The sequence below is a fragment of the Microbacterium songi genome (assembly GCF_042747925.1).
GTDB lineage: Bacteria > Actinomycetota > Actinomycetes > Actinomycetales > Microbacteriaceae > Microbacterium.
In genome coordinates this window covers 82953-107445 of record NZ_JBHZIE010000011.1, presented here as the reverse complement: position 1 = coordinate 107445, position 24493 = coordinate 82953, and the positions used below count along the sequence as shown (strand labels likewise).

Sequence of the window (24493 nt, the reverse complement as noted above, 5' to 3'; positions counted from 1 at the left end):
GGCGGGACGCCTACTCACGTTCACCGGCGCCCGCCGCCTCGGACCGGGGCCCGAACTCGGCCTCGTCTTCGAGATGGGGAGCGATCGGACCGCCGAGGCCGCGGCCCCGCGTGCGCGTGCGGCCGTCTTTCGCCCCGCGACCGCCGGCGCCCATGACACTGTTCGTTCCTGCGCCGCTCGTTCCTGAACCGCCGCGCCCGCCCGCGCCCGAACCGCCCGCGAAGCCCGCCGCGGAGCGCCTGCCGGCGGGTGCGCCGTCGCCGTTCGCTCCGGCCGGCCCGCGACCGGGAACCGCGCCCGCCAGGGTGCCGCCGCCCGCGTTCCGGCCGCCGGCTGCGCCGATACCGGTCGGGCCCCGTCCACCGGCAGCACCGGTACCGTTCGCTCCGCGTCCGCCCGCGACCGCGCCGGCGCGGCCTGGTGTGCCGGCGCCTGCGGCGTTCACCCCGCGTCCGCCGGCCGCACCGACACCGGACGCACCGCGAACGCCCGCACCCGCGGCACCGCGACCTGCTGTCCCGGAACCCGCTCCTGTACCGGCTCCGCGTCCACCGGCCCCGACGACGCCCGCGCGACCGCCTGCCACCGCGCTGCCGCCACGCCCGCCCGCGCCGGCGGACCCGCCGCGCGTTCCGGCGGCGCCCGCCACGGGCGAACCGGATCGACCGACGGCGCCGTTCGGGCTCCCGCCTTTGCCGAGGAGGCCGCCTGTGCGCCCCGCCGCGGGACCCTTGGTCGTGCCCGCAGCGCCCATCATGCCGCCGCCCCCGGGACGCCCCGCGGCGGTGTTCGCGCCGGCTGCACCCGCGGCGCCCTTCGGGCCCCCCATCAGGCCGCCCACGCCCTTCGCGCCGGCACCTGAAGAGCCGACGACACCGGGTCGCGTGCCCGCCAGCCCGCCGAGACCGCTTGCCGCGACGCGAGATCCTGCGCCGAGCAGAGCCGCACCGCCGATACCCGCGGCCATGCCTGCATTTGATCCGCCCAGCAGGCCGCCCGAGCCGCCCGGATGTCCGAGACCGGCCGGTCCGTCCGTCCCGGGGAAGCCGGTCGAGCCACCCGCCGTGGGTCCGTCCGGGGTCAGCACTCCGGGGAGCGTGGGATATCCCTCCACGGGGATCTGGATCGCGCCCGATGGGATCGAGGTGTGACCACCCGGCACATACGTGACCCCCGGCAGCGCTCCGACCTGCTCGACGGGTTCGATGTGCGCGTCCGGGTAGGAGGAGAACCCACCGTCGTGGCTTCCCCGGCCGCCGCCCGCACCATCCGAACCCCCCGAACCCCCCGAGCCCCCGGATCCGTCCGACCCGGGCGGGTCGCCGGGAACGGGGGGCGTCGCGTAGTCGGTCGTCGGTGCGTCGATGTCCTGCGGAAGGGGAATGGCCCCCAGCCGGGCACTCGCGCTCTGAACCGCCTTCTTCGCCTCGCTCTCGCGAACGGCGGCTTTCGCCGACGCCGCATTCGATGCCGCGGCAGCACCGGCCACGATCGCGAACGGACCGAGGAAGATCGTCGCACCGGCGGTGGCGCCCGCGATGAGCGCCTGCTCGCCGAACGAGAGCTCACCGGAGGGCAGTGCGGATTGCGCCGCCTGCGCATCGCTTCGCACGACGTTGGCCTTGTCGGTCGCCCTCTTGACGGCATCGGCCACCGCCACGATCCTCGTGGCGCGGACCGCGGCCGTGTCCAGCACGACGGTGGCCGCATCCCCGGACGACCCCGTGACGCCCGGTTCGGAAGCCGCCGTTCGCAGGACACCGGTGAGCGCGTCCAGCGAGGATGTCAGCTCCTCATGCGACGGGAGCGCCCAGTCGCGCCCTCCGTTGGCGAGGTTGTCGAGTCGCGTCTCCCACGCACCGCTCATCGGTTCTCTCCTTGGGTTGGACCATTTCTACCTCTGCGCACGCGCACGATCGTGAAGACCAGCGCGGTCACGAGCACCAGCACGCCGATGCCGCCGACGACCAGTGGCATCGCGTCGGGCGCCGACTCCGCCGACTCTGCCGTCGCCGGCGCGTCGGACGCCGCAGGCGCAGGCGTGGCGCCGTCCTGGGCCCCCGCGTCCGCGACCTGCGCCGCCGTCGGCTGACCGGACGCCTTATCCATCAGCGGATTCTCATCCGGGTACTGTGCCGGGTCCACAGCGAGCATGTGCCGCAGCGACACGGGACCGTACCCTGCCCCGTTCTCCATGTTGCGACTGAGCGGGTGATCGTCCGGTGTGGTGTTGTGGATGAGCGACTGGATGAGTTGATTCGACGTGGCGTCCGGGTATTTCTGCCAGGCGGCCGCGAGGATGCCCGCGACCAGCGGTGCCGCGTTCGACGATCCGGACTCGAGCTTCTCGGCGTCCCAGTTCACGGAGGCGACATCGACGCCCGGCGCGATCACCGTGACCTCCGGCCAGATGTTCGGAGCCCCGGTCACTTCATCGGCGTTGAGCATCCCGTTCGCGTCGAACGCGTTCACCGACACCACGCCGTTGAGCTGTGACGGGTAGCTCGAGGTGTCCGTCGTCGAGTTCGGCGTCGCGGCGACGATGATCACCCCCTGGGCGAGGGCCTCGGCGACGGCGGACACTTCGTCGGGACGCGCTTCGTCGAAGGCGACCGACGTGGTGATGATCTTGTTGCCATCCGCGACGGCCGTGCGGATGGCCTCGGAGTATCCGCCGGTGAGGTTCCCGTTGCCGTCGGCCGAGATCACGCAGAGCTCCGATCCGTAGCCGTAGAAGGTGACGTCGGCCCCGGGGGCGATGCCTCTGACGGCGCCGTTGCCCTCACCGTTGCCGATGAGAAGGGCCGTCATACCCGATCCGTGGAGCGATCCCTCCGTGAGATCGGTCGTCACGACGTCATCCGTGTCGTCACCGCAGAGCGGTCGTGGCGACACCGTGAGATTCGTGCCCTCGAACACCGGCAACGTGTCATTGATCTGCTGATCGACGACCGCGACCTTGATCCCCTCGCCGGTCCAGCCTTCGCCGTGCACCTCGTCCGCACCGAACGCGGAGTACCACCAATTGCCGTCGGCGACGGCATCCGCGTGAGCGGCGCCCGCGGGTGCGATCAGCGCGGCCACGGCCACCGCGAGCACAGCGATGCCGCCGCGTCTGCGACGGCCGTGAGAGGTCTGCATCAGAGCGGACCCGATCCACCGGCTACGGGACCACCGGATGAGGAAGGACCGGATGGCGCCGGGCTGACGGGCTCGGCCGCCTCCTCGGCCGCTTCGGCCTCGAGGAACTCGTTGCTCGCCTGCACGTCGGTGTGCGTCGTGTCGGCGGCGGTCTGATCGATGACCTCGGTCATCGTGCCGAGGTCGGATGCCGAGGCCGCGTCGGTCTCGGCAAGTGCCTCGGCCGCGGCCTTCAGAGCATCGGCGTTCTGCTGGACGGCGGCGCGCACCGCGTCGGTGTGCTGACCGATCAGGGCCGCAGCATCCTTCAGTCTCTGCAGGAACTCGAGAGACGCCGGCTCAGCGCCGTCGCCGTGGACGAGCTCGATGATGTCGCCGGCGGGGACGAGGTTCTGACCTTCGGTCAGCTTGGCGTGCTGCGACTGCGCGACGCCGTCATCGATCGCGATGCGGTAGCCCACGATGGGTGCCTCCTCTGGCAGGGCAGGACGCACCGCGGGCCGACGACGGATGCATCATCCGACAGCCGGCCCGCGGGGCGAGGGTGGATCAGACGAAGCGTCCCGCGGAGGACTTGTCCTGCGAGACGTATCCCTGGGACATGTCCTGCGTCTTGGTCGAGATCTGCTCGAGGAGTGCGTTGAGCGCGTTCAGCGACTGGGTCCACTTGCGCTGGGCCTCGTCGTACGCGGCCTGCGCGGAGCCGTCCCACGAGGCACGGAGCTTGCCGACCTCGGACTCGAGCGTGTCGAGCTGGCTCTTGATGCCGCTGGCACCCGTCTTGATCTGACCGGCGAGCGCGATGACCTGCTCCGGACGAACGGACATTGACTGCATGTCGAAACCTTTCTCTGGCCTGTGCCCGAAGGCTCAGGCACCCATCATCGAGCCGAGACCACTGATGGTCTGCTGGTGGGAATCTTCGGTGGCGGCCTGGTCGCGCTCGGTGCCCGACAGGGCGTCCTCGAGCGTCACGAGAACCTCGTTGAGCTTGCGGGTCTCGTCGTCCCAACGCGCCATCAGCTGCGTGTACGAGATGGCGGCGGCGCCGGTCCAGAAACCACGCACCTGCTCGATCTCGCCGCGCACGAACTTCACCTGCTGGTCGATCCCGGCCTTCGCCGAGTTCACCGCCTGAGCACCGCGCTTGAGCGCGCCCTCTTCTGCGGAGATCAGATCTGCCACGACATCCTCCATCGGTTCTTTGACATGGAGTCGGGCGCTCAGATCACACCCGTGACGCGAGTCCCCCGACTCCCCTACGGTAAGCGCTCCCTGCGACAGGAGCAACATAAGAGATTTCCGTGGACAGGTCCCCGCCCGGGGTGGTACCGCGGATCAGCCGAGCGTCGACTCGATCTGTCCGATCGCAGCCACGAGATCGTCTTCGAAGGCCGCCATGTCGGTCGCGACGCCCTTGACCTCGGTGGCGCTGCGGCGCACCATCCCCTCGGCCGAAGAGATCGCGGTCCCCGCCATCGACGCGGCGATCGTGGCGGGAGCGACGAGGAAGGAGCAGAGGATGCCGAAGGCACCCCCTCCCATCGACGTCGAGGTCGCGGCATCCCTCGCCACCTGGATGTCGGATGCGACCTGCTGCACGCGCGCCGCGTGCGCGATGATCAGGTCCTGGTCCAGGGCGATGCGATCGGCCATGTCGTCTCCTGTCGCTGTCGTTCGATGTCGTGCGGGCTCAGTGGCGCAGCTCGGGTTCCGCCGACGGCGGTTCCTTGTCGAGCTCGGCACGGAGGTGGTCGACGACCGACGAGTCCTCGCCGAAGGCCTCGGCGGCGAGCGCGAGGGCCTGTTCGCCGGCCTTGCGCTGCGCGTCGTTGGACGTCTCGACGATGAGACGGCCCAGCTCGCGTGCCGACAGGTCGTATGCGGAGTCGGCGAGCTCGACACCCGCGAGACGTCCCGAAGCGTCGACCGTGATCGTGACCTCGCGGCGCGGGGACGATGCGACGCCGCGCACCGCCTCGATGTCGCTGCGCATGGCCTGCGCCTTCGCCGCTCGCGCCTGCGCGTCGGCGATCTGCTGCTGCACCCGCTCGATCGCGAGATCGGCGTCGATGTCCGCAGAGAAGAAGTCGCTCATGCCTCGATGCTAATCGGTGCGGCGCAGGGGCATCAGTAGACTTCTGGCTACGCCACATCCGCGCCGGTCCGTCCGACGCCGCACCAGGGGGAATCACCACGTGAGTCAGACCGTCAGCGCATCGCGGGCGCTGCTGCGGATCTCCGTGCAGAGCGAAGGCCGACGGCTCGACATCGGCGTTCCCGCCCAGCTGCCGCTCGTGGAGCTGATGCCGGGCTTCGCCCGCAGCCTCGGCGTGCTCGACCCCACCATGACCCACGCGGGATATGCGCTGCAGCGCGCCGACGGCACGGTCCTGGACGTCAGCCGCGGTGCCGGCGAGCAAGGCGTCCGCGAGGGGGAGCTGTTGACGCTCGCGCGCGGCGGGCTGCTGGCCCAGCCGCGCGTGTACGACGACATCGTCGAGGCGGTGCTCGACGCGACCGCCGAGCAGCACCGCCCGTGGACCGCGAAGGACAATGCGCGCACCGCCCTGGCGGCGAGCCTCACCCTCCTCGGCATCTGCGCCGTGCTGCTGGTCGCGGCCGGTCCGAGCCTGGGCGTCGGAGCGCTCATCGCCGGAGCCGGAGCGGTCGTCCTCATCGCGGTCGCCGCGGTCGTGACCCGGCTCGGCCAGCCCGAAGCGGGCCGCGGGCTCGGGCTCGCATCGGCCGCGTTCGGCGCGGTCGCCGGATACCTCGCCGTTCCTGTGGGAAGCGAGCTGTGGGGGTGGCCGCTCGCCGCTGCGGGGCTGGGCGCACTCGTGTTCGGCGGCGCAGCGTACGCGCTCATCCGGGAGCGTCCTGAGCTGCAGCTCATCCCGATGGCCTTCGGCGCCGCGCTCGGCCTCACGGCATCGATCGCCGCCATCCTGCCGACCGGCCCCCTCCCCGCCTACGCGATCATGGTCGCCGTGGTCGCGACGCTCGGCAACGGACTCCCCTGGATGGTGCTCAGCTCGACGCGCATCCGGGTGATCTCACCCCAGACCGACGCCGAGGTCTTCGCGACCCCCGCACCGATCGACGCCGACGATGTCAAGCGCCGCGCAGCCGCAGGGCACCGCACTCTCGTCGCGCTGCGCGTCGCGATGGGCCTCGCCGTCCTCGCGGGCACTCCGCTCGTCGCGGCCGGCAACGCCGCAGGCGCGGCCCTGTGCGCGCTCGCGTTCCTCGGCATGATGTTCCCCTCGCGGCAGAGCTACGCACGCAGCAACGTGCTCGCCCTCATGGCCCTCGGCACCGCCGGGCTCGCCGTGGCCGGCGTCACGGCGTCGATCGCCCAGCCCGGGCTGCGACTCACGCTGCTGATCATGCTGATCGTCGCGACCGCCATCGTCGTGACCGTGACTCTGCTCGCCCCGAAGGCCCGGATGCGCCTGACCCGCCTGGCCGACCTGGCCGAGGTCGTGATCCTGGCCGTCCTGCTGCCGCTCGGAGTGATCGCGGCAGGACTCGCGTAGCCGTCGATGGCCACCAAAAACGACCTCATCGAGGCGCAGAACTTCTCGCGGCGCCGTCTGCTCACCGCGTTCGTGAGCGGCGCGCCGGGCGGCAAGGAACTCGAGCCCGCAGCGCCGCTGCGCGCGGTGTTCGCCGCGATCGCGCTCACCGCGGCCGTGCTTCTGGTCGGGGTGTTCTGGGGCCTCATCCAGCCGGGGCTGCCGAACGGCTGGCAGAACGGCCGGCTCGTCCTCGCAAAGGACACCGGCGCGCGCTACGTCTCCATCGAGGGGGCGCTGCACCCGGTCATCAACACCGCCAGCGCCCGACTCCTGATCCCCTCGAGCGACTTCGCCGTTATCTCGACCGACCAGAACACCCTCGCCGGCGTGCCCCTGGATTCCACGCTCGGCATCGTCGGGGCCCCCGACTCCCTCCCCTCCCCCTCGAACCTCATCGGGGACGGCTGGACCGCGTGCGTCGCCGACGATGCCGGGACCGACGTGCGGATCGCCACGGATGCCGCGGCTTCCGCCACTCGCGATGCCGCGGTGGTCGAGGCATCCGGCGCTCTGTTCGTCGTCGCGGGCGAGCAGCGGTTCGCGGTCGACCCCACGCAGAGCGACGCGGTGCTGCGCGCGGCCGGGATCACTTCGCTCGACCCCGCCCCGGTGTCGGCGTCGTGGCTCAACCTCTTCACCCCCGGCGCCGACCTCTCGCCGATCGTCGTGACGAACGCCGGACTGCCCCTCGAGGGCAGCGCCCTCTCGATCGGCGACGTCGTGCACATCGGCGGCGATCCCGAAGACGTCCGCTACGTCATCCTCGATGACGGCACGCTCGCCGAGCTGACTCCTCTGGCGTGGCAGCTGTATCAGCTCGGCAGCGGGCAGAACACGGGGACGGTCAGCGAGGTCACGGCGGCCGAGGCCCGCGCGCTGCCGACCGCCCGACAGCCGGCGGGCGGCGCCGATTGGCCTCGTGCCGGTTTCACCTCGATCGACACGACGACGCGGGCGTGCGCGCTGCTCACGCATGACGCCCAGGGCGCGCACACGGTGCTCGCCACGCAGCCGACGACGGATGCCGCGACCGCCGGCGTGCGCGTGCAGGCCGGTCACGGGGCCCTGGTGGCCGCGGGCGGTCGCGGCGACCAATCGACGGCGATGCTGACCTTGGTCGATGCGACGGGCACCGCGTACGCCTTGCCCGGCGCCACAGAGGAGACGATCAAGCGCCTCGGATACGACCCGGATGCGGACGTCGGGTCTGCCGGTCAGGACTGGATCGCCCTGCTCGCCAGCGGCCCCGCGCTGACCGAGGCGGCCGCGGGCACGACGCCCGGCACTGCGGCGCAGTGATGACCCGCCCCTCTGCCCGCGCACGACGCTCCCCGGCCGCGAGCCGGCGCGCAGACATCCTCCGCGCTGTGGCCGGCGGAGCGGCCGGGGGGGCTCTCCTCCTCGGGCTGAGTGCGACATCCGCGACCGCCGCAGAGTCCAATGTCCCGATCTCGGCGGGGTCGTCGATCGCGGCGCCGTCGGCGAACACGGCGGTCGACGGCGAGTGCACGGCCTCGACGCGCATCACCGACCCCCCTCCCGCCCTGGACAGCCTGCAGAGCCGGCTCGCATGGGGGGTGACGCGCGGTGCCGGCGTCGCGGTCGCGATCGTCGACTCGGGCGTCATGGCTGATGGTCCCCACTTCTCAGGAGCCATCGCCGGGGGCACCGATCTCGTCGGAGACGGCGGCGGTGCTTTCACCGATACATTCGGGCACGGGACCGCGATCGCGGGGCAGATCGCCGCGCGCGAGATCGACGGATCGGGCATCATCGGCCTCGCGCCCGAAGCGCGCATCCTGTCGGTGCGGGTGTACGCCGGGATCGACGACAGTCAGATCGACGCCGGGTCCGGTCCGACCGTCGCACGGCTGGCAGCCGGCATCCGCTACGCCGCCGATGAGCGCGCGCAGGTCATCACCGTGTCGATGAGCACCGCGGCGCCCTCTCCCGAACTCGCGGATGCCGTCGCCTATGCCCGGGATCGCGGCAGCCTCGTGATCGCGAGCGGCGGCAACCGCGACTCCACCCTCAGTTTCGAGGAGGCGGCCGGCGACGGCATCCGCTACCCGGCGGGCGACGACGGAGCGCTGGGGGTCGCCGCGACGGACGCGACCGGTGTCGTCACGGAAGCCAGCATCCACGGTCCGCACATCGCGCTGAGCGCGCCGGGAGCTCAGATCCTGACGACGTCGGCGACGGGCGGCGACTGCGCCCTCGCGGGCGATGTACCCGCGACGAGCTACGCGGCCGCCTACGTCGCCGCGGCGGCCGCCCTCGTGGCCGCCGCGCACCCCGACGAGACTCCTGCGCAGTGGGCGTATCGGCTCGAGGCGACGGCCGTGCGCGCCGACCCCGACGCGCGCGACGACGTCAGCGGCTGGGGCATCGTGCAGCCGTACGACGCCATCGTCATGGTTCCGGGGCCGGGTATCCGCGGGCCGGTCAGCCCGTTCCCGGGTGCGGGGGCGACCCCCGCACCGGATGCCTCCGAGTCCGCGGTGACGATCACCAGTCAGCCGCCGCCGAACGGCCGGGCCCTGCAGCTGGGCGTGTTGGGCGCGGTGGTCGCAGCGATGCTGCTGGGTGTCATCGGTGCCCTCGTCGTCATGCGCAGCCGCCGACGTGCGCTGGCCGCGGCGGTCGATGCGCCTCCGCAGCGCCGCGGTGCGGGTCTGTACCGCGACGAGGAGCCCGGAGCGCCGTAAGGGCCAGGCCGGGGTTCAGCCGCCGAACACGCTGACGGCGATCCACGCCAGGCCCGCCACCGACACGACGCACGCTCCGGCGACGCTGGCAAGGGCGATCGCGCTCCCGCGGGCACTGGCCCGCCGCACCGAGGGCATCTGCGGAGCATCCGCGCGGCTCGCCTCCGGCCCCTCCGCGAGCTCCATCGCAGCCACCGGCGGCGGGGGCACGTCGCGCGGGGCGTACGGCTCGACGGCACCGGGGCCGACACCCACCACCGCCCGCGTCGAGGCCTCGGTGGAGGGCGGAAGGATGATGCGCGTCCGCTTCGCGCGATGGGACCGGGGCCGATGCGGAGCGATCGGACGGTGCGGCGCCTCGAACGGCTGCACACCGTCGGCGAGGAGGAGAGCGGCGGATGCCTCGGCTGCCGGCGCGTCCGACCGCTCGTGTCCGGACTCCGCCTCAGAGGCACCCGCCGGGTCGGGCTGCGGCGCCTCGACGGCGGACTCGGCGTTCGCCCGCCGCATCCGACGTGGACCGAGGATCGTCGCCTCCTCCGTCGGCGCCGGGTGGGGCGCCCGAGAGCCGGCGCGATCGACGACGATCGTGCTCCCGGGGTCGTCATCGCTGTCAGGCCCGGTGTCGTCGTGGCTGTCGGGACCGGGGCTGTCGAGGTCGTCGGGCCCAGGAGTGTCGAGGTCGTCGTCGTCGCCCGGGTCGGACACCCGGTGGGCACGTTCCGCGCGATCGACCACGATCGTGCTCTCCGACCCGTCGTCACCGCGCGCCCCGCCCGTGCGGTCCACCAGGACGGTGCTGTCGAGGTCATCCTCGTCCAGGTCGTCCGCATCCAGGTCGAGGTCGCGCTCATCCGTGGTCATCGGGGCACCGCGCTCATCGGGGCACCGTGCCGGCGCGGTCGACCGTCGTATCAGCCCCGGTGTCCTCGCGACGCGAGCCGATGAGCGAGCTCGACATCGACGAATCACCGGCCGGATCGGTGCCGCCGGAGCGCACGTCGACCACGATCGCGGTGATGTTGTCCCGCCCGCCGGTGCGCTTGGCGGCATCCACGAGTGCTGACGCCGCTGCCGCGGGTCGACCGCTCATCGTCAGGATCGCGCGGATCTGCTCGTCCATCAGTTCACCGTGCAGCCCGTCGGAGCACACCAGCAGACGTTCGCCGTTCGTCACCGGCATGAGCCAGCTGTCGGCGCGGGCGTCGGGGGCGCCGATCGCCCGCGTGATGACGTTGCGCTCGTCGAAGGTACGCCGTTCCTGCTCGGTGAGCTGCCCGGCGTCCATGAGCTCCTGCGCGAGCGAGTGATCGATCGTCAGCTGCTCGAGCTCGGCTCCGAAGTGACGGTAGACGCGCGAGTCGCCCACGTTGACGACGAGCCAGTGCGGTCGGCCCTCGTACTCCAGGAGAACGACCCCCGTGAGCGTGCTTCCGGCCCCCCGGCGCGTGGCCGCGGCGATGGTCGTCACGCGCCGTTCCGCCTCGGCCAGCGCATCGCTCACGTCGACCAGGCGCACCGGCTCCCCGGTGCAGACGTGATCGCGGAAGGCGTCCACCACCGCGCGGCTGGCGAGGTCGCCCGCCTCGTAACCGCCCATGCCGTCGGCCACGACGAAGGCGGGGCGCACGACCAGCGCGGAGTCCTCGTTCACCTTGCGGCGCAGCCCGACGTCGGTGGTCACCCCGAAGGCCAGATCGACCGCGTCGACGCCGCCCATCAGGCCACTTCCCGTCGGCGCAGCCGGAAGCCGACGTCGCCGAGCGACGCGCGCTCGGCGACCGCGACCTTCTCGTGCGCCGTGAGCTCGCGTTCGGCGCCGCTGTCGTCGAGCACGAAGACGCCGTTGGTCGAGCCGAGGTCGGTGATCGCCCACCGCTCCCCCTCGAGGGTGAGTCGCGCGTGCTCCTTCGACACCGACCGGGAGGTGTCGGCGACGGCGAGGTACTGCACGCCGGGCTCCGCACCGACCGGACGGCGGCCGAGCACCACGACGGGTGCGGAGAGTTCATAGCTGCGGCCGTCGTCGATCACGAGCTCCCAGCGCACGCGCGGACGGCGGTCGACCACCGCGGTCGCGGTGTCGTGGTCGGGGTCGTGCTCGCCGGGCTGCTCCTGCGCGTGGGTCTCCTGCGCATGGGTCTCGGGCAGGAGAGCGGATGCTGCGCCCGGCCGGTGCACCAGGATCGGCGCGTCTCCGGTCGGCGGGACGAGCGCGTTCTGCGCCGATGCGGCGGCCGTGGGCGCGAACGCGGGATGGGACACCGCCGACACGGAAGGCACGGCCGGCGCGACCACCGGCGCCGGCGGGCGAACCGACGGCGCCGCAGCCCGTGGATCGACCACGAAGGCCGGGACGGCCGGGGCGGGCGGGGCGGGCGGCGGTGCCGACACCGGGCGAACGGCGCCCAGCGGCGCGGGCCTCCCCGGTACGGGCAGCGGCGGTGCCGGCCGCCAGGAGGGCAGCGCGGGCGCGGGCTGCACGGGCACGGACATCGCGGGCGCGGACATCACCGGCGCGGGAACCGCCGGGGTGACCGGCGCCGCGTCCGGCCGTTCTCCCGCCAGGCCCTGAAGAGCCGCCAGCGGGCCCGTCACCGGTGCGGTGCTCGGCCCGGCGGCCATGCGGCGACCGGGCTCGCTGTCGGTCGCCTCCGACCCGACCGCCAGGATCGTGGCCCACACCGGGGGGAGCAGCATCCCGAGCACGGTCGTCCCGACACCGCGGCCGAAACCTTCGTCGATACGGTGCACCGAGCGCACGCGCAGATAGATCGCGTAGACGTTCGCGATAGGCACCAGGTAGAGGAGCACGAGCCAGGGAGAGTGACCACCGACACGCAGGATCTCGGCCTCGTTGAGGAACGGCACCCATGCGCGCCACGTCGGCACTCCGAGACGCGCGAAGACCCCCGAGAGGGCCACCGCGTACCAGGCCCACAGCAGCACGCCGACGAGCACCCAGAGCAGCGAGCCGATGATCACGAACACCGTCACGGCCTGTGTCGAAGCATCCATCACGCGGCCTTCTTCCGACGGGGCGCCCGAGGCGCGAACCGGCGGGCATCCGGCAGTCGCAGCGAGCGGAGGAACGAGCGGGGGGTGATCGCGATCAGCAGACGCCGCCACACCCCGCGCTCGGAGGTTACCCGATGGCGCTCGTCGTCGCAGATCCGCCAGGCATCGGCGACCGCATCACGCGTCGGCGGATGCTGCGCGAAGACGGCGTGATCGACGACCCGCGCCAGGTGCTCGGCGGGAGCCGACTGCGCAGACCGCGCGCGCTCCAGCCGTGTGCCACCCACCGCTTCGATGCCGGCGTCGGCCCACGTGTCGGAGAGTTCCTCCCACGCACCCACCAGGGCGACCTCGGGCACGCGGGCGTCCCGGCGCGCGCGCCGCCGGAGCACCTTCGCGATCACGATCACGAGGAACGGCAGCGCCAGCAGCAGCAGAGTGCCGAGCGTCAGAGCACCGATGCGGAGGTACGGCAGCACGGCATCCCACCACGTGGGCGCCGGCGCATCCGTCGTGGTGGTCGTCGTGCCGTCGTCGCGCTGCACGGCCGGCGGCTGCGAGATGTCGACGTCGGCCTGCTCGGGCACGGTCGGATTCTCGGGCAGCTGCTGGCCGATGTTCACCAGCACGGGCTGCTGGCGGAACTGCGGAGCGACGTCGACGGTCGTCCACTCGCCGGCACCGGGCGAGCGCACTTCGATCCACGCCGACAGGTTCGACCCCCGGCATTCCCCGTCGCACGCGAGCACTCCGTCCGCAGGGTCGTCGACGAGCTTCACCCCGACCACGACGCGGGAGTCGTAGCCCATCGCGCGCGCGAGCAGCGCTCCGGCCGCCGCGAACTGCTCGTCGTCACCGACCGCGGCGATCAGGAGCGACTCCGCGGCGTTCGGGCCGACGCGGTTCTGCTGGTCGACCAGTCGCTGGAACATCTCCTCCACGCGCGCGGTGGAGTGCCCGGCATAGCTGGACTGGAAGGTGTACGGCGCGTCGCCCTGCAGATCGGAGATCCACTGCGCGGATGTCTCATCCGCCGCGAGTGAATGGCTCAGGTAGCCGCGCTCGCGGAGCCGGGAGATCAGCTCGGTGAAGCCGTCCGCCGACCGAGGCTGCTCCTGCGCCTGCATCCATGCGTCGAGCTGCGGGTAGGACTGAAGGTCGATGGAGCTCGTCGCGCTGGGCGCGCCGAGGGCGACCGCGGTCGTCGGCGGCGCGTCGACACGGTATCCGTCCCCCTCTCGGAGGCCCCGCGCCGACCCCGAGCCCGCGATGTCTATGCCCGCACCGCTGGAGCGGTCTATGTAGAAGGAGTCGGTGAGCGCCCCCGCGCGCTCACCCTCGAACACCGGGGTGGACTGCACGCCCGCGGGAAGAGGCATCCAGATGCCCGAGTATCCGCTCCCGATCGTGACGCTGACCGTCTGCGCCCCGGGGGCGGGGTCGCCTCCCGGCAGACGGGTGAAGCGCGTCGCGTCGCGACCGTCGGACGACACCGAGAACCGCTGGCCGTCCCAGCGGTCGAGCGTGGCCATGGCCAGGCGGTCGATGCCGTCGAGGTCGCCGGAGATGGTGAACATCGCGGCTTCGTAACGATCGCCGGCGAAGGCTCCACGGTAGTCCGCGAGCGGGCTGCTGACGTTGCGGATGACGAGCAGGGGCTCGACCCCCGTCCGAAGGGTGGTCCGCGGCGAGACGTCGGCGAACGCGGGGACGGCGACGAGGCCGATGACGAGGGCGGCGACCACCATGGCCCCGGCCAGCACACGCCGGCGCGCGGCCGCGGCGACCGATGCCACGGTGTCGGTGCGCAGGGTCGCCGTCGTCGACGTCGCCTTGGCGAGGGCGGCGCTGCGCTCGAGGCGCGTGCGCCAGGTCAGCCAGATGAGGGACGCGGCGACGAGGAGGGTGCTGAGCAGCACCTCGCGCGGCGCATCGATCGTGAGGCCGAGCACCGTCGCCGACGGCCCGGGGTCGGTCAGGCCGAATGCGACGCCGAACGCCCCACTCACCAGCACGAGCGGCACGGCGAACCCCGCACGGCGGGTCGGGATGAGGGCGACACCGGTCGCCAGCGCCGTGCCGAGCAGGGCGATCGCGAAGAACGGCACGAGCACGGCCTGATAGTCGCCGAGAGGAGGCTCGAGGGTGAGCAGCTGCTTCCAGCCGATGATGATGCCGATCAGTCCGTCACGCAACGCTCCGAAGAACGCGGGGAACGACGCGAGTCCCGACGGCACGGCGAGCGGAACGACCTCGACGACGTACACGCCCGCGAGGAGCGCGGCACGCTTCCACAGGGGCCAGCGGCGGCGCTGCCCGATCACCGCGACCCCCGCCCCGCTGAGTCCGGCGACGACGGCGATCACGATCAGCCGCGGCGTCTGGAAGAGCGGCCAGGCGAGAGCCGTGGTCAGCGCGAGCCCGACCAGGACGTATACGACGGCGAGCAGACGCTGCCGCCAGCCGGCATCCGCTCTCGGACGCTGTCGGCGACGCGCTGCGCGACCTCCCGCGCTCATTGCAGCGCTCCCCGGGCGATCAGCTGTCCGAGGTCGCTCAGCGCGCCGACCGTCATGACACGGAGGGGGCCCGCCTGCCTCATGACGGGATCGGCGTCGAGCTCGCAGCGCACGACGACGCCGGCGGTGTCGGGGCCGAACGCGAAGACGGCAGCGCGCAGCCGGTCGAGCGGCATCTGCGAACCGGTCACGAGGAAGACCACCGAGAGGCGCGCGTTGGCCTGCGCGGTGAGCCGGGCGACATCCTCGAGACGGCTGACCCGCTCCCCCTGTTCGATCTCGGCGAAGCCGTCGAGCATCGACCGCATGCTGCGGGTCGGGATGTCGCGGACCGCGACCACCTCGCCACGGGCGACTTCGGGTCGCTCCGCCCCGGTGGTCACCACGAGTTCGCGCCCGTCTCGCACGGCCTGCGCTCCCAGCGAGGCCGCGACGCTGACGGCGAGTTCGAACTCGTCGTCCGACGCGTACTCCCCGACGGCGTCCGTGCCGATCAGCACCGCGATCCGCGACTGGCGCGTCTCTTCGTACTGGCGCACCATGAGCTTGCCGGTCTTGGCCGTCGACTTCCAGTGCACCTGTCGGTAGGAGTCGCCGGGAAGGTACTGCCGGATCGCGTGGAACGCGAGATCGGAATCGACGATGCTGCTCGTGGGCAGCCCCTCGAGATCACGGATCAGGCCGGCGCTGGTCGAGGGGATGGGGGTGGTCGCCGGGTGCACGTGGATCGTCTGCACCGCCGGCCACACCACTTCACGCCGCAGGATGCCGATCGGGTCTGCACGGGCGACCGACAGGGGTCCGATGTCGATCACGCCGCGGCGGCGCGCGGCGATCGAGATCTGCTCGACGTGCGTGTGATCGGCGAACAGGAAGGGGACGTGTGCTTCCACGAGTCCGTCGCCGACCGGCACATCCACGACACCCGGCAGCGCGGGACGGCTGGCGGCGTTGCGCACCTCCAGGCGGCCCTGCACGTCCGTGCCCGCAACCACCCTGTCGTGCTCCAGCTCGAGGTGCACGCGGTAATCGTGGCCACCCAGCAGGAAGGGGACGCAGAACACCAGCACGGCGAACGCCGCGACGCCCAGCATCCATCCGAGGCTCCACCCGGCGACGATGCCCATCGCGAGTCCGACCACGAGCACTCCGACCACCAGCCACCCGGCGGGGGTGACCGTCTCGGCCAGCCAGCGGGCGGCCGTGCGCACGGCCGACATGACGGCGGCGAACGCGCTGCGGCTGCGGAACACCCCCTCGCTGACGACACCCGTGTTGGCGCGCGTCACACTCGTCACCGTCGACGCGCGGGTGCGCGTGCTGGTGACCGATGCCGTGCGCCCGAGGCGGGAGCCGGTGGTCTCGAAATCGCTCATCCGATGCTCAGGCCGCCCCGTTCTCGGTGGGCGCTGCGACGTCGAGCAGGATCTGGCCGATGACCGACTCGGCCGTGACGCCGTCGAACTCCGCGTCGGGCCGGAGGACGAGTCGGTGCGACAGCGTCGGCACGGCCAGGTCGCGCACGTCGTCGGGAGTGACGTAGCTGCGGCCGTGCGCCGCCGCCCACGTCATCGCCAAGCGGGCCAGCGACAGCGCCCCGCGGACGCTGACGCCCAGGCGCACCTCTTCGGCGCGACGCGTCGCGCTGACGAGCCGCATGATGTAGTCCAGGACGAGCGGGTTCGTGTACACCTCGCGGACCAGCTCACTCATCGTCGCGAGCATGGTGGTGTCGATGATGCCCGACACCTCGCGCCGGGGATGCTGCGCCCCCTGCAGGATGCGGAGCGCCGACGCGTCATCGGGATAGCCGATGGACGTCTTGATCATGAAGCGATCCAGCTGGGCCTCGGGCAGGCGATAGGTACCCGCCTGCTCCACGGGGTTCTGCGTCGCGAGCACGACGAACGGCACGCCCACCGAGCGGGTGACGCCGTCGATCGTGACCTGCCCCTCCTCCATGACCTCCAGGAGTGCGGACTGGGTCTTGGGGCTCGCCCGGTTGATCTCGTCGGCGAGCACCACGTTGGCGAACACCGGACCGGCGTGGAATTCGAATTGGCCGCGCTTCTGGTCGTAGACCGTGATGCCGGTGACGTCGCCGGGGAGGAGGTCGGGGGTGAACTGGATTCGGGTGCTCGTGCCCTTGATGGTCTGGCCGAGTGCGCGCGCCAAGGCCGTCTTGCCTGTTCCGGGCACGTCCTCCAACAGCACGTGTCCCTCGCTGACCATCGCGGCCAGCACGAGCTCGATGACGTGGCGCTTTCCGAGGATCGCCTGTTCGACGTTGTCGGCGAGCAGGCCGAAGGTGTCGGTGAACCACGCGTTCTGCTCGGGTGTCATTGTCATGGGGAGGGGCTCCTGGTGCCGGTGTGGGGCGTGCGTTGGGAAGGGATCGTCAGGGGTCGGTGGGGTCGGCGGGGGAATCGGGTACCGTCGGCTCGGGTGGCGGCGGCGTGAAGCAGCGCGTCAGCTCGACCGCGGGGAGCGACGCGAATTCGCCCCGGAACACGACGCGATACGTCACGACCTCCGTCTCGGCATCCGGCGTCACGGTGACCGTGCGATACGAATCGAAGTCCACGGCCTTGCTGAAGCGCAGATCGGTGTCCTTCGGCTCAGCGGTGCACGCCGACGTCACGGCGACCGTGACGGTCGTCGGGGCGGTCTTCGGGGCGATCGTCGACGGCGTGCCGCACGCGTCGGTGAGCAGCCAGCAGTAGCGGGCGGTGACGGTGCCCGGCAGCTGGTCGGCCGAGAGCTGCAGCCGGTCGCCGGTGCCGTAGTTCGACGAGATGCGCGTCGAGAACCCGGTCCCCGCCGACGGCACGTCTGCGACCGTGTAATCGGTGAAGTTCGCCTCCACGACGTAGGAGCGGTCGCGGACGAGGTCGGGCGTGGTGTCGACCGTGTACGTCAGTCCGCCGGGCGCCGCGGGCGACGTCGCGAACGTGTAGTTGCTGACCGGTGCCGAGCCGGCCGCACCGAAGCCGTTCGACACGCACGCCTTCGCGAAGAATCGGGTATAGCTCGGCAGGCCGGTGAAGGTGGTCCCCGCCTGTCCGCCGGGCATGACCGCCGCTCCGGACGCGTCGGCGCTGCACGCCGGCTCGCTCTGCCCCTCGGCCCACGCCGCGTACAGCACGGAGAGCGGTTGCGCGCTGAAGTTGCCGTTGGGCTGCACCCCCGAGATCTCCAGGGAGGTGTTGGAGGTGGGCGAGAGGGCACCGTTCGCATCGATGTACGGGCTGCCAGCGACCTGCACTGCGGCGGCGGCCTGCGAGCCGCTGCTGCCGGTGCCGAGCGGTGGCTGGAACTGACTGACCGGGACGACCGTCAGCTGCCGGGCGCCGACGGGGAGGGTCAGCGTGTAGAGCGTCGCGGGCCCGGTGCGCGGGATCTCGACGGTCTCGCCGCTGTCGGCGGCGATCTGCAGCGTCGCGACGTCGTCGCCGGTCTCGATGCTGAGCTCGGCCCCGCCGCGCGAGGTCGAGGTCTGCCCGTCGACGAAGACGGGCGCGGCGGTGAAGGCCAGCACGGCGGGCGGGTTGTAAGCCCAGGTCACCACGGGTGTGGTGTCGAGCGACTCCCCCACCGGGTTGACGGCACGCGCCGTGTACGTGTGACGCTGGCCGTTCACGAGGTCGGGCACCGTGCACGAGAAGGTGCCGCCGGCGCCGGGGACGCAGGATGCCGGAACCTGGACCCCGTTCTCGTAGATGGCCGCGCCCGTCACACCGGGGATCGCATTCGCGGCCTCGCCGAGGGTGACCAGCATCGTCACCGACGAGCCCGTGAAGGCGGTCGTGGTGATCGAGCTGGGCGGCGCGGGGTAGCCCTGCACGTCGATCGTGAGCGTGCCCACGCCGGTGCGACCCTGGGCGTCCACCACGGTGAAGGGCACGATGCAGGTGCCGCCGGAGGGTTTGGCGCTCGTCGGCCACGTCGCCGTCACCGACGTCGTCCCGGAGGCCGAGATGCCCGCGACCGCGCAACCCGGCACGGAGATGCCGGCGAGCGTCAGTCCCGCGCCGGGCGTCCCGGCGAACGGGTCGTATTCGCCGGCGATCCCGACGACGGGGATCGTGCAGCTCGCGCCGGCGCTCACCGCGCAGGCGGCGGTGAACGTCGCGCCGCGCGGGGCGTCGGTCGGCGCCGCCCCGACGATGAGCGACAGTGTGGCCGACAGGCCACCGAACGACGTCACGGTGACCGTGGCGTTCTGGCGGGCGCCGGGGCGAGCGTCGGCACGGGCGGTGACGGTGAGCGCCGAGCCGTTCTGCTCGACGACGAAATCGCCGCCGGTGAAGGCCACTCGGTAGTCGAGCGACGATCGATCGCCGACGCGTCCGCCCTCCCAGGTCGTGAGGTCGGCGTAGAGGTCGATGCTCTGGCTGGCGCCGGGGGCGACGGTCCGGCTGATCGAGCTCAGGATCGCCTGGGGGCTCCTGGGCTGGATGACGACCGGGATCGGCAGCTGCGTCCAGGTGTCCTGACCGGCGATGCGCACCTCCACCGTGCAGCTGTCGGTCCAGGGGGCGTTGCGCCCGGCGGTGTAGGTGACGGATGCCGCGCCCGAGGCCGCGCACGACGCGTTGCCGCGCTGCACCGGGAAAGATCCGCCCTCGCGCACTTCGAGCCGGTCGCCGTCGCCGAGCTGGATGGAATCTCCGAGCGCGATGCGCACGGACTCGTCCTCGTTCACCTGGGCGGCGGTGATGCCGCCCCTGAGCTGCACGCGCATGGCGTCGAGCGCCGGGATGCGGAGGAACCCGTACGCCGCGACCGGTTTTCCGGCGGAGTCCTCCCCCGTGAGCGAGAACGGAACGAGAGCCCCCTCGACGGGAGCGCGGCCCGAGATCTTGTTGCCGGTCGCGACGTAGCCGGATGCGGCATCGCCCCACACGGCGAGCGTCAGCGCGCTGATGTCGCCGGAAGCCCACACGGTCTTGCCGGTGATGACGTCGACGCCGGACGCGAGGGTCGACCGGTCGGCGATCGTCAGCACGGTGTCGGAGATCACCGGATTGTCGGGCGCAGGCTCTCCGGCCACGGTGACCACGATCAGACCTTGTGCCGTGCTCGAGGTCGCCGAGGAGCGCACCGTGTAGACGTAGGACTGGACGCCCTGCACGGTGCCCGCGCGGAGCGACACGATCCCCTTCTCGAGATCTGTGGCGTCGTCGATCAGCGCGTCGAGGCGCGCGTACTCGGTGTTGCCCTCGACGTCCGGGGCGTTGGGCACGAGCGACACGAGCTGCAGGGTGCCGCCCGCGGGATCGCGGTCGTTGAGGAGAGGCTGAACGGTGAGGGGAGCCGACGTTCCGGTGACCGCGCGCACCCCGTCGGTGTACGTGACCGGGGTGACGTCGGCGAGCTCTCCGCCGAGGACGGCGATGCGGACGGTCCCGGTCCCCTCCGCGCCCTGATCGTCCCGGAGCGTGTATGAGAACTGCAGCTGCCCGTCGGGCACACCTCCGGCGGGGGCGGTGTACCGGATGGCGGACCCGTCGGCGTTGATGACGACGGAGCCGAGGCCCGGCGCAGGCTGCGTGATCGCGACGAGCGACGTGGGGTCGCCGTCGGGGTCCATGCCGCTGGCGGGCACCGGGATGCGGACCGTCTGGCCGGCCGCCACCCGGGCGGACAGGACCGTCGGCTCGGGGGTGTGGTTCTCGCCCGCGGGAAGCACGGTGACCGTGATGGCGGCGGAGTCCAGCCGTGCGGGGTCGCCGTCGAGGTAATCCGAATAGCGCAGCGTGTACACGCCCGGAGTCGGCGGTGCGAGGTACCGGACGACCGTTCCGGCGACGAACGCCAGTTCGCCCTCTGCCCCGGACGGCTCGATGTCGGGATGCACGAGCACCTGCTCGCCGCGCGGGGCGATGTCGTTCTCCGTGACCGGGATGTTCACCTGCGCGCCGGCGCGCACCGAGATCGCATCGGGCACCGCGATGGGTCCCACGCCGAAAGCCGGGGCGGTCTGGAACACGGTGACGGTGGAGCTCACGCTCGAACCCGCGCCGTCGGTCACGGTGATGGACGCGGTCCCCACCCGGCCGGGCTGGCCGTCCGGCGTCGTCCCCGACACGCGCAGCTTCGCGCCGTCGACGATGCCGACCGAGAGCTGGGCGTCGGAAGAGGTCGCCGACGCCAGCGCGAGCACGTGGCCGGTGGTGTTCTGCACGGCGTCGAGCACTTCGAGCGTCGTGTCCTCGTCGGAGCGGACGAAGGCGGTGAGCGGCGGCATGCTGAGGGCTCCCGACCCCCCGACCACGCTGAAGCGCAGGATGCCGTTCTGCTGCGCCTCCGTCTGCGCATCCTGGACGGTGTAGCCGATGATGTACTCGCCCGCGGAGGACGCGCTGAGCTGCACCGTGCCCGCTGCCACGTTCGGCACGACGTTGACCTGGTCCTGACCGGACGAGGCGACCGCATCGACGAGACGGTAGGACCCCGAACCTCCGCTGACGACCGGACTGATCGCCACCGTGCGCTCCTGGTCGACGCCCGCGACCGCCACGACCGGGTCGGCGACGAGCGCGGGGTTGGCGGTGACCGCGACCTTGAGGATCTTGGTGGCGGATGCTCCGTGGTCATCGGTCACCGTGACGACGACCGACAGCGTGGCCCCGGCCGCATTCGGGTCGGTGTGACGGATGGCGACGCGGCCGTCGGCGGTGGGGACGACGGTGAGCGGAGCGTTCGGGTCGTCTTTGACGGCGGACGCGAGGATCATCGGGTCGCCCTCCGGATCGACCCAGCCGGTGAGCACAGGCACGCTGACGGTGCCGCCGGGGGCGATCTCGACGGTCGGCCAGTCCTGCAGGCACCCCTCGACGCCGCACCACACCGGCGCCGTGTCGGCGTCGTCCGCGGCGACGGTGAGCGTCACGGTCGTGGGCGGCGACTGCTGCTGACCGTCCGTCACCGCGTAGGAGAACGTCGCCGATCCGCTCTCGGCACGCACGCGCACGAGGATCTGCTGGTTGTCGTTGGAGAGCGTCAGCTCGCCGAAGGCGGGATCGCTGAGACCACCGGAGATCGAGGACGCCTCGACGGTCAGCACGTCCTTCTTGTTGGGGTCGTGGTCGTTGAGCAGCACCGGAAGCACCGCGACACCGCCCGAGCGCACGCCGAAGGCGTCGGACTCTGCCACGGGAGGCTCCTCCTGCGCGACATCCGTCACCTCGACCGTGCCGGTCTCCTGCGTCTCCTGCTCGTCGGCCTGCCACTGCGAGAGTGGGATGGGCTCTCCGTCGGGCATCGACCACAGCAGTCCGGTCGTGGTCTCGTTCAGCACGGCGCGCCGCCCGTTCGAGGCGATCACCAGCTCGGGCTGCTGCACCTGGTCGAGCGCGCCCCCCGGCACCTCCAGCGTGACCTGGTCGCCGCCCTCGGTCCACAGCGTGCCGGCGGTCGTGTCGAGCCACGCCGCATAGAGCTTCCCGTCGACACGGGTGGGTGCCGCCGGTGTGCCGGTCCCGGCCTGCACCCGCTCCGCCGTGCCGCGCTCGATGTCGACCGAGACCAGACCCGTCTCGTCGGCGAAGTACGCTCGGCCGCTGTCGGACGACCCGCGCTGGGCGACCGCGCCGGCCGCCAGACCGACGTCGACCGGGCCCTCATGTCCGTCGATCCACACGCGATCCCCGCCCGTCTCGCCCAGCACCCAGCGGCCGCCGACGACGGTGAGCACGAGCGTGGCGTCCTCGGCGGGGGGCGAGGCGAGGACCGTGCGCTCATCCGCGAAGGTCGACGTGCGGGCGTTGTAGCGGCGGACCGCCTGCTCGGCCGCGGAGTACATCACGATCGTGCCGTCGTCGGCGACCGCGACCGCCGTCGCGTCGTAGGGCGTGTCCCCCTCCTTCGCCGTTTCACGCAGGGGGTCGATCTGCACGGGCCTGGCGCTGGCGCCCACCGCCGAGACCTGCGACACGAACACCTTGCCGGTGTCGGTCAGGTACACGGTCCAGTCGCCGGATGCCACGACGTCGCGGGTTCCGGCGGGGGTCGTGGTGCCTTCGGCGACGGATGCCCCACCGGACTCGGACGCCGCATCCGACGACCCGATCATGGCCTTCGGGTCTGCGGGGTCGACGTTCCAGATCTTCTGCAGCCCGTCGGTGAACACGACCGCCGCCGACCCGGACTGGGCGACCCAGGACGGATCCTCGGCGTCGCGCACCGTGTCGATCTGCCGCAGATTGGTGTCGACGCGGGCGTATTGTCCCGCCGACCGCGTCACCCAGACCGAGGTCTCGAGCTTGTCGACCTCCTGCGCGTCGTAGCCGTTGGCGACGACGGCCACCGTGACGACCGCCGCGGCCGCGGCGATGATCGCCGTGACTTTCAGCGCGACCCGGCGGCGGGCGGTGATGGCCATCAGAGCACTCCCGAGGTGAGGAGGGCGATCCCGATGCCGACCATCGCGACGATCGCGACACCCGCTCCGATGAGCGCGGCGACCAGCGGACTCGGTCCACGTCGGCGCTCTCGGATGACGAGGCCGTCGCGGTCGCGCTGGGCTTCGGCGGCGGCCTTCTCGGCCCGCACCGCACGACGGGAGTGGGCGTTGACGACCGTCACGGCGGGTCCACGACGCTCGACGTCGTCGAGCGCCAGCGGTCCCGCGGCGCGCACCCATTCGGTGGCGGCGACGTCGAGGTTGGTGGGCGGCACTCCCAGCTCGTACTGCACCCAGCGCAGTTCTTCGGCGAAGGAATGGACCGTCGGGAAACGACGGTCCGGATCCTTCGACATCGCGATCGCCAGGGCCTGCTCGAGGCGGTCGGGGACATCGGCACGTCCGGTGGGCGTGTACTTCGCCTTGATGATGCGCGCCGTGATCTGATCGCGGGAATTGAGATCGCGGCGGTCGGCCTCGAAGGGGCTGCGTCCGGCGAGGAGCGTGTACAGGGTCGCGGCGAGGCTCCACACCTCGCTGGGGACCGAACCGCTGATGCGCTCCTCGAGCACTTCGGGTGCCGACCAGGGCACCGACATCGCGATCAGGTCGTCACCGTCGGCCGCGAGTGCGGCGGCGATGCCGAAGTCGGCGAGCACGGGTGAGCCGAGGCTCGTGACGAGGATGTTCGACGGCTTGATGTCGCGGTGCAGGAGTCCCGCGCGGTGCGCGGTCTCGAGCGCCCCGCCGATGCGGACACCGATGTCGAGCACGTCGGCGATGGCGAGCGGGCCGCGGCGGTAGCGGGCGCTCATCGTGTCGGGGCAGTACTCCATGATGAAATACGGTCGGCCGTCGGCCGCGATGCTGGCCTGATAGATCGTGACGACGGCGGGGTGCGAGCTCAGCCGCGCGAGGACGTCGGCTTCGGCGTTGAACGTGCGCAGCACGTCCGGCGTGGCCACATCGCTCGTGAGCACCTTCGCGGCGACGACACGGCGCGGCAGATCCTGGTCGAAGAGGTACACGTCGGCGAAGCCGCCCGACCCGAGCGGTCGCACGTAGCTGTAGCCCGGAAGCGTCGGCGGCGGCGCGATGAGACGTTTGGCCACGCGGCAG

Annotated in this window: 18 protein-coding genes; 3 read left to right on the top strand and 15 right to left on the bottom strand. The window is 72.0% G+C overall.

The features are described from left to right. Positions 1 to 10: 10 nt before the first annotated feature. The 7 genes from ACFM35_RS14350 to ACFM35_RS14320 form a co-directional block, all read right to left on the bottom strand. Positions 11 to 1867 (bottom strand): hypothetical protein, encoded by a 1857-nt coding sequence (locus ACFM35_RS14350; protein WP_378843231.1) that lies wholly within the window; start codon positions 1865 to 1867, stop codon positions 11 to 13. Further along, positions 1864 to 3141, bottom strand: coding sequence for a S8 family peptidase (locus ACFM35_RS14345; RefSeq protein ID WP_378843229.1), 1278 nt, complete (start codon positions 3139 to 3141; stop codon positions 1864 to 1866). The genes ACFM35_RS14350 and ACFM35_RS14345 overlap by 4 nt, the downstream gene beginning before the upstream one ends. After that, a complete protein-coding gene (locus ACFM35_RS14340; protein WP_378843227.1) occupies positions 3141 to 3602 on the bottom strand; it encodes a hypothetical protein in 462 nt (153 codons plus the stop codon). Before ACFM35_RS14340 ends, ACFM35_RS14345 begins: the two co-directional genes overlap by 1 nt. Positions 3603 to 3690: 88 nt before the next feature. Further along, the gene (locus ACFM35_RS14335) at positions 3691 to 3978 is read right to left on the bottom strand and encodes a WXG100 family type VII secretion target (protein ID WP_378843225.1); all 288 of its coding nucleotides are present in this window, start codon (positions 3976 to 3978) and stop codon (positions 3691 to 3693) included. Positions 3979 to 4011: 33 nt separating this feature from the next. Next, entirely contained in the window at positions 4012 to 4326 is a 315-nt protein-coding gene (locus tag ACFM35_RS14330; RefSeq protein ID WP_378843223.1) for a WXG100 family type VII secretion target, read from the bottom strand. Between the two features lie 153 nt (positions 4327 to 4479). After that, a complete protein-coding gene (locus tag ACFM35_RS14325) occupies positions 4480 to 4797 on the bottom strand; it encodes a hypothetical protein (protein ID WP_378843221.1) in 318 nt (105 codons plus the stop codon). Positions 4798 to 4834: 37 nt separating this feature from the next. Then, positions 4835 to 5239, bottom strand: coding sequence for a YbaB/EbfC family nucleoid-associated protein (locus tag ACFM35_RS14320; RefSeq protein WP_378843219.1), 405 nt, complete (start codon positions 5237 to 5239; stop codon positions 4835 to 4837). A gap of 100 nt (positions 5240 to 5339) precedes the next feature. On the opposite strand from ACFM35_RS14320, the gene eccD reads away from it, so the two are divergent. Genes eccD through ACFM35_RS14305 form a run of 3 tightly spaced genes read left to right on the top strand, consistent with a single transcriptional unit; the run spans position 5340 to position 9430 of the window. Next, on the top strand, positions 5340 to 6680 hold the full coding sequence (eccD, locus tag ACFM35_RS14315; protein ID WP_378843217.1) for a type VII secretion integral membrane protein EccD: 1341 nt from the start codon (positions 5340 to 5342) through the stop codon (positions 6678 to 6680). A gap of 6 nt (positions 6681 to 6686) precedes the next feature. Beyond that, positions 6687 to 8021: a type VII secretion protein EccB gene (eccB, locus tag ACFM35_RS14310; protein WP_378843215.1), complete on the top strand. Its 1335-nt coding sequence runs from the start codon at positions 6687 to 6689 to the stop codon at positions 8019 to 8021. Continuing rightward, positions 8021 to 9430 carry a S8 family serine peptidase gene (locus tag ACFM35_RS14305; protein ID WP_378843213.1) on the top strand — a complete coding sequence of 470 codons (1410 nt, stop codon included), beginning with the start codon at positions 8021 to 8023 and terminating at the stop codon, positions 9428 to 9430. Before eccB ends, ACFM35_RS14305 begins: the two co-directional genes overlap by 1 nt. Before the next feature lie 15 nt (positions 9431 to 9445). On the opposite strand, the gene ACFM35_RS14300 is transcribed toward ACFM35_RS14305, so the two are convergent. Genes ACFM35_RS14300 through ACFM35_RS14265 form a run of 8 tightly spaced genes read right to left on the bottom strand, consistent with a single transcriptional unit; the run spans position 9446 to position 24486 of the window. Then, complete coding sequence (locus ACFM35_RS14300) at positions 9446 to 10294, bottom strand: hypothetical protein (RefSeq protein ID WP_378843211.1); 849 nt, start codon at positions 10292 to 10294, stop codon at positions 9446 to 9448. A gap of 13 nt (positions 10295 to 10307) precedes the next feature. After that, positions 10308 to 11150, bottom strand: coding sequence for a PP2C family protein-serine/threonine phosphatase (locus ACFM35_RS14295; protein ID WP_378843209.1), 843 nt, complete (start codon positions 11148 to 11150; stop codon positions 10308 to 10310). After that, positions 11150 to 12448, bottom strand: a complete 1299-nt coding sequence (locus ACFM35_RS14290; protein ID WP_378843207.1) for a DUF5684 domain-containing protein — start codon at positions 12446 to 12448, stop codon at positions 11150 to 11152. The genes ACFM35_RS14295 and ACFM35_RS14290 overlap by 1 nt, the downstream gene beginning before the upstream one ends. Continuing rightward, the gene (locus ACFM35_RS14285) at positions 12448 to 14967 is read right to left on the bottom strand and encodes a transglutaminase domain-containing protein (protein WP_378843205.1); all 2520 of its coding nucleotides are present in this window, start codon (positions 14965 to 14967) and stop codon (positions 12448 to 12450) included. Before ACFM35_RS14285 ends, ACFM35_RS14290 begins: the two co-directional genes overlap by 1 nt. Continuing rightward, on the bottom strand, positions 14964 to 16343 hold the full coding sequence (locus ACFM35_RS14280; RefSeq protein WP_378843203.1) for a DUF58 domain-containing protein: 1380 nt from the start codon (positions 16341 to 16343) through the stop codon (positions 14964 to 14966). The genes ACFM35_RS14285 and ACFM35_RS14280 overlap by 4 nt, the downstream gene beginning before the upstream one ends. 7 nt (positions 16344 to 16350) lie before the next feature. Continuing rightward, the gene (locus ACFM35_RS14275) at positions 16351 to 17316 is read right to left on the bottom strand and encodes an AAA family ATPase (protein ID WP_378843201.1); all 966 of its coding nucleotides are present in this window, start codon (positions 17314 to 17316) and stop codon (positions 16351 to 16353) included. 49 nt (positions 17317 to 17365) lie between these two features. Then, on the bottom strand, positions 17366 to 23353 hold the full coding sequence (locus ACFM35_RS14270; protein ID WP_378843199.1) for an Ig-like domain-containing protein: 5988 nt from the start codon (positions 23351 to 23353) through the stop codon (positions 17366 to 17368). After that, on the bottom strand, positions 23353 to 24486 hold the full coding sequence (locus ACFM35_RS14265; protein WP_378843197.1) for a serine/threonine-protein kinase: 1134 nt from the start codon (positions 24484 to 24486) through the stop codon (positions 23353 to 23355). The genes ACFM35_RS14270 and ACFM35_RS14265 overlap by 1 nt, the downstream gene beginning before the upstream one ends. Between the last annotated feature and the right edge of the window lie 7 nt (positions 24487 to 24493).

Coding starts and splice junctions, on each gene's coding strand:
- ACFM35_RS14320 (WP_378843219.1), bottom strand. CDS start 5,239: ATGAGCGACTTCTTCTCTGCGGACATCGACGCCGATCTCGCGATCGAG.
- ACFM35_RS14295 (WP_378843209.1), bottom strand. CDS start 11,150: ATGGGCGGCGTCGACGCGGTCGATCTGGCCTTCGGGGTGACCACCGAC.
- ACFM35_RS14290 (WP_378843207.1), bottom strand. CDS start 12,448: ATGGATGCTTCGACACAGGCCGTGACGGTGTTCGTGATCATCGGCTCG.
- ACFM35_RS14335 (WP_378843225.1), bottom strand. CDS start 3,978: ATGCAGTCAATGTCCGTTCGTCCGGAGCAGGTCATCGCGCTCGCCGGT.
- ACFM35_RS14350 (WP_378843231.1), bottom strand. CDS start 1,867: ATGAGCGGTGCGTGGGAGACGCGACTCGACAACCTCGCCAACGGAGGG.
- ACFM35_RS14285 (WP_378843205.1), bottom strand. CDS start 14,967: ATGAGCGCGGGAGGTCGCGCAGCGCGTCGCCGACAGCGTCCGAGAGCG.
- ACFM35_RS14325 (WP_378843221.1), bottom strand. CDS start 4,797: ATGGCCGATCGCATCGCCCTGGACCAGGACCTGATCATCGCGCACGCG.
- eccB (WP_378843215.1), top strand. CDS start 6,687: ATGGCCACCAAAAACGACCTCATCGAGGCGCAGAACTTCTCGCGGCGC.
- ACFM35_RS14300 (WP_378843211.1), bottom strand. CDS start 10,294: ATGACCACGGATGAGCGCGACCTCGACCTGGATGCGGACGACCTGGAC.
- ACFM35_RS14345 (WP_378843229.1), bottom strand. CDS start 3,141: ATGCAGACCTCTCACGGCCGTCGCAGACGCGGCGGCATCGCTGTGCTC.
- ACFM35_RS14270 (WP_378843199.1), bottom strand. CDS start 23,353: ATGGCCATCACCGCCCGCCGCCGGGTCGCGCTGAAAGTCACGGCGATC.
- ACFM35_RS14275 (WP_378843201.1), bottom strand. CDS start 17,316: ATGACAATGACACCCGAGCAGAACGCGTGGTTCACCGACACCTTCGGC.
- ACFM35_RS14280 (WP_378843203.1), bottom strand. CDS start 16,343: ATGAGCGATTTCGAGACCACCGGCTCCCGCCTCGGGCGCACGGCATCG.
- ACFM35_RS14305 (WP_378843213.1), top strand. CDS start 8,021: ATGACCCGCCCCTCTGCCCGCGCACGACGCTCCCCGGCCGCGAGCCGG.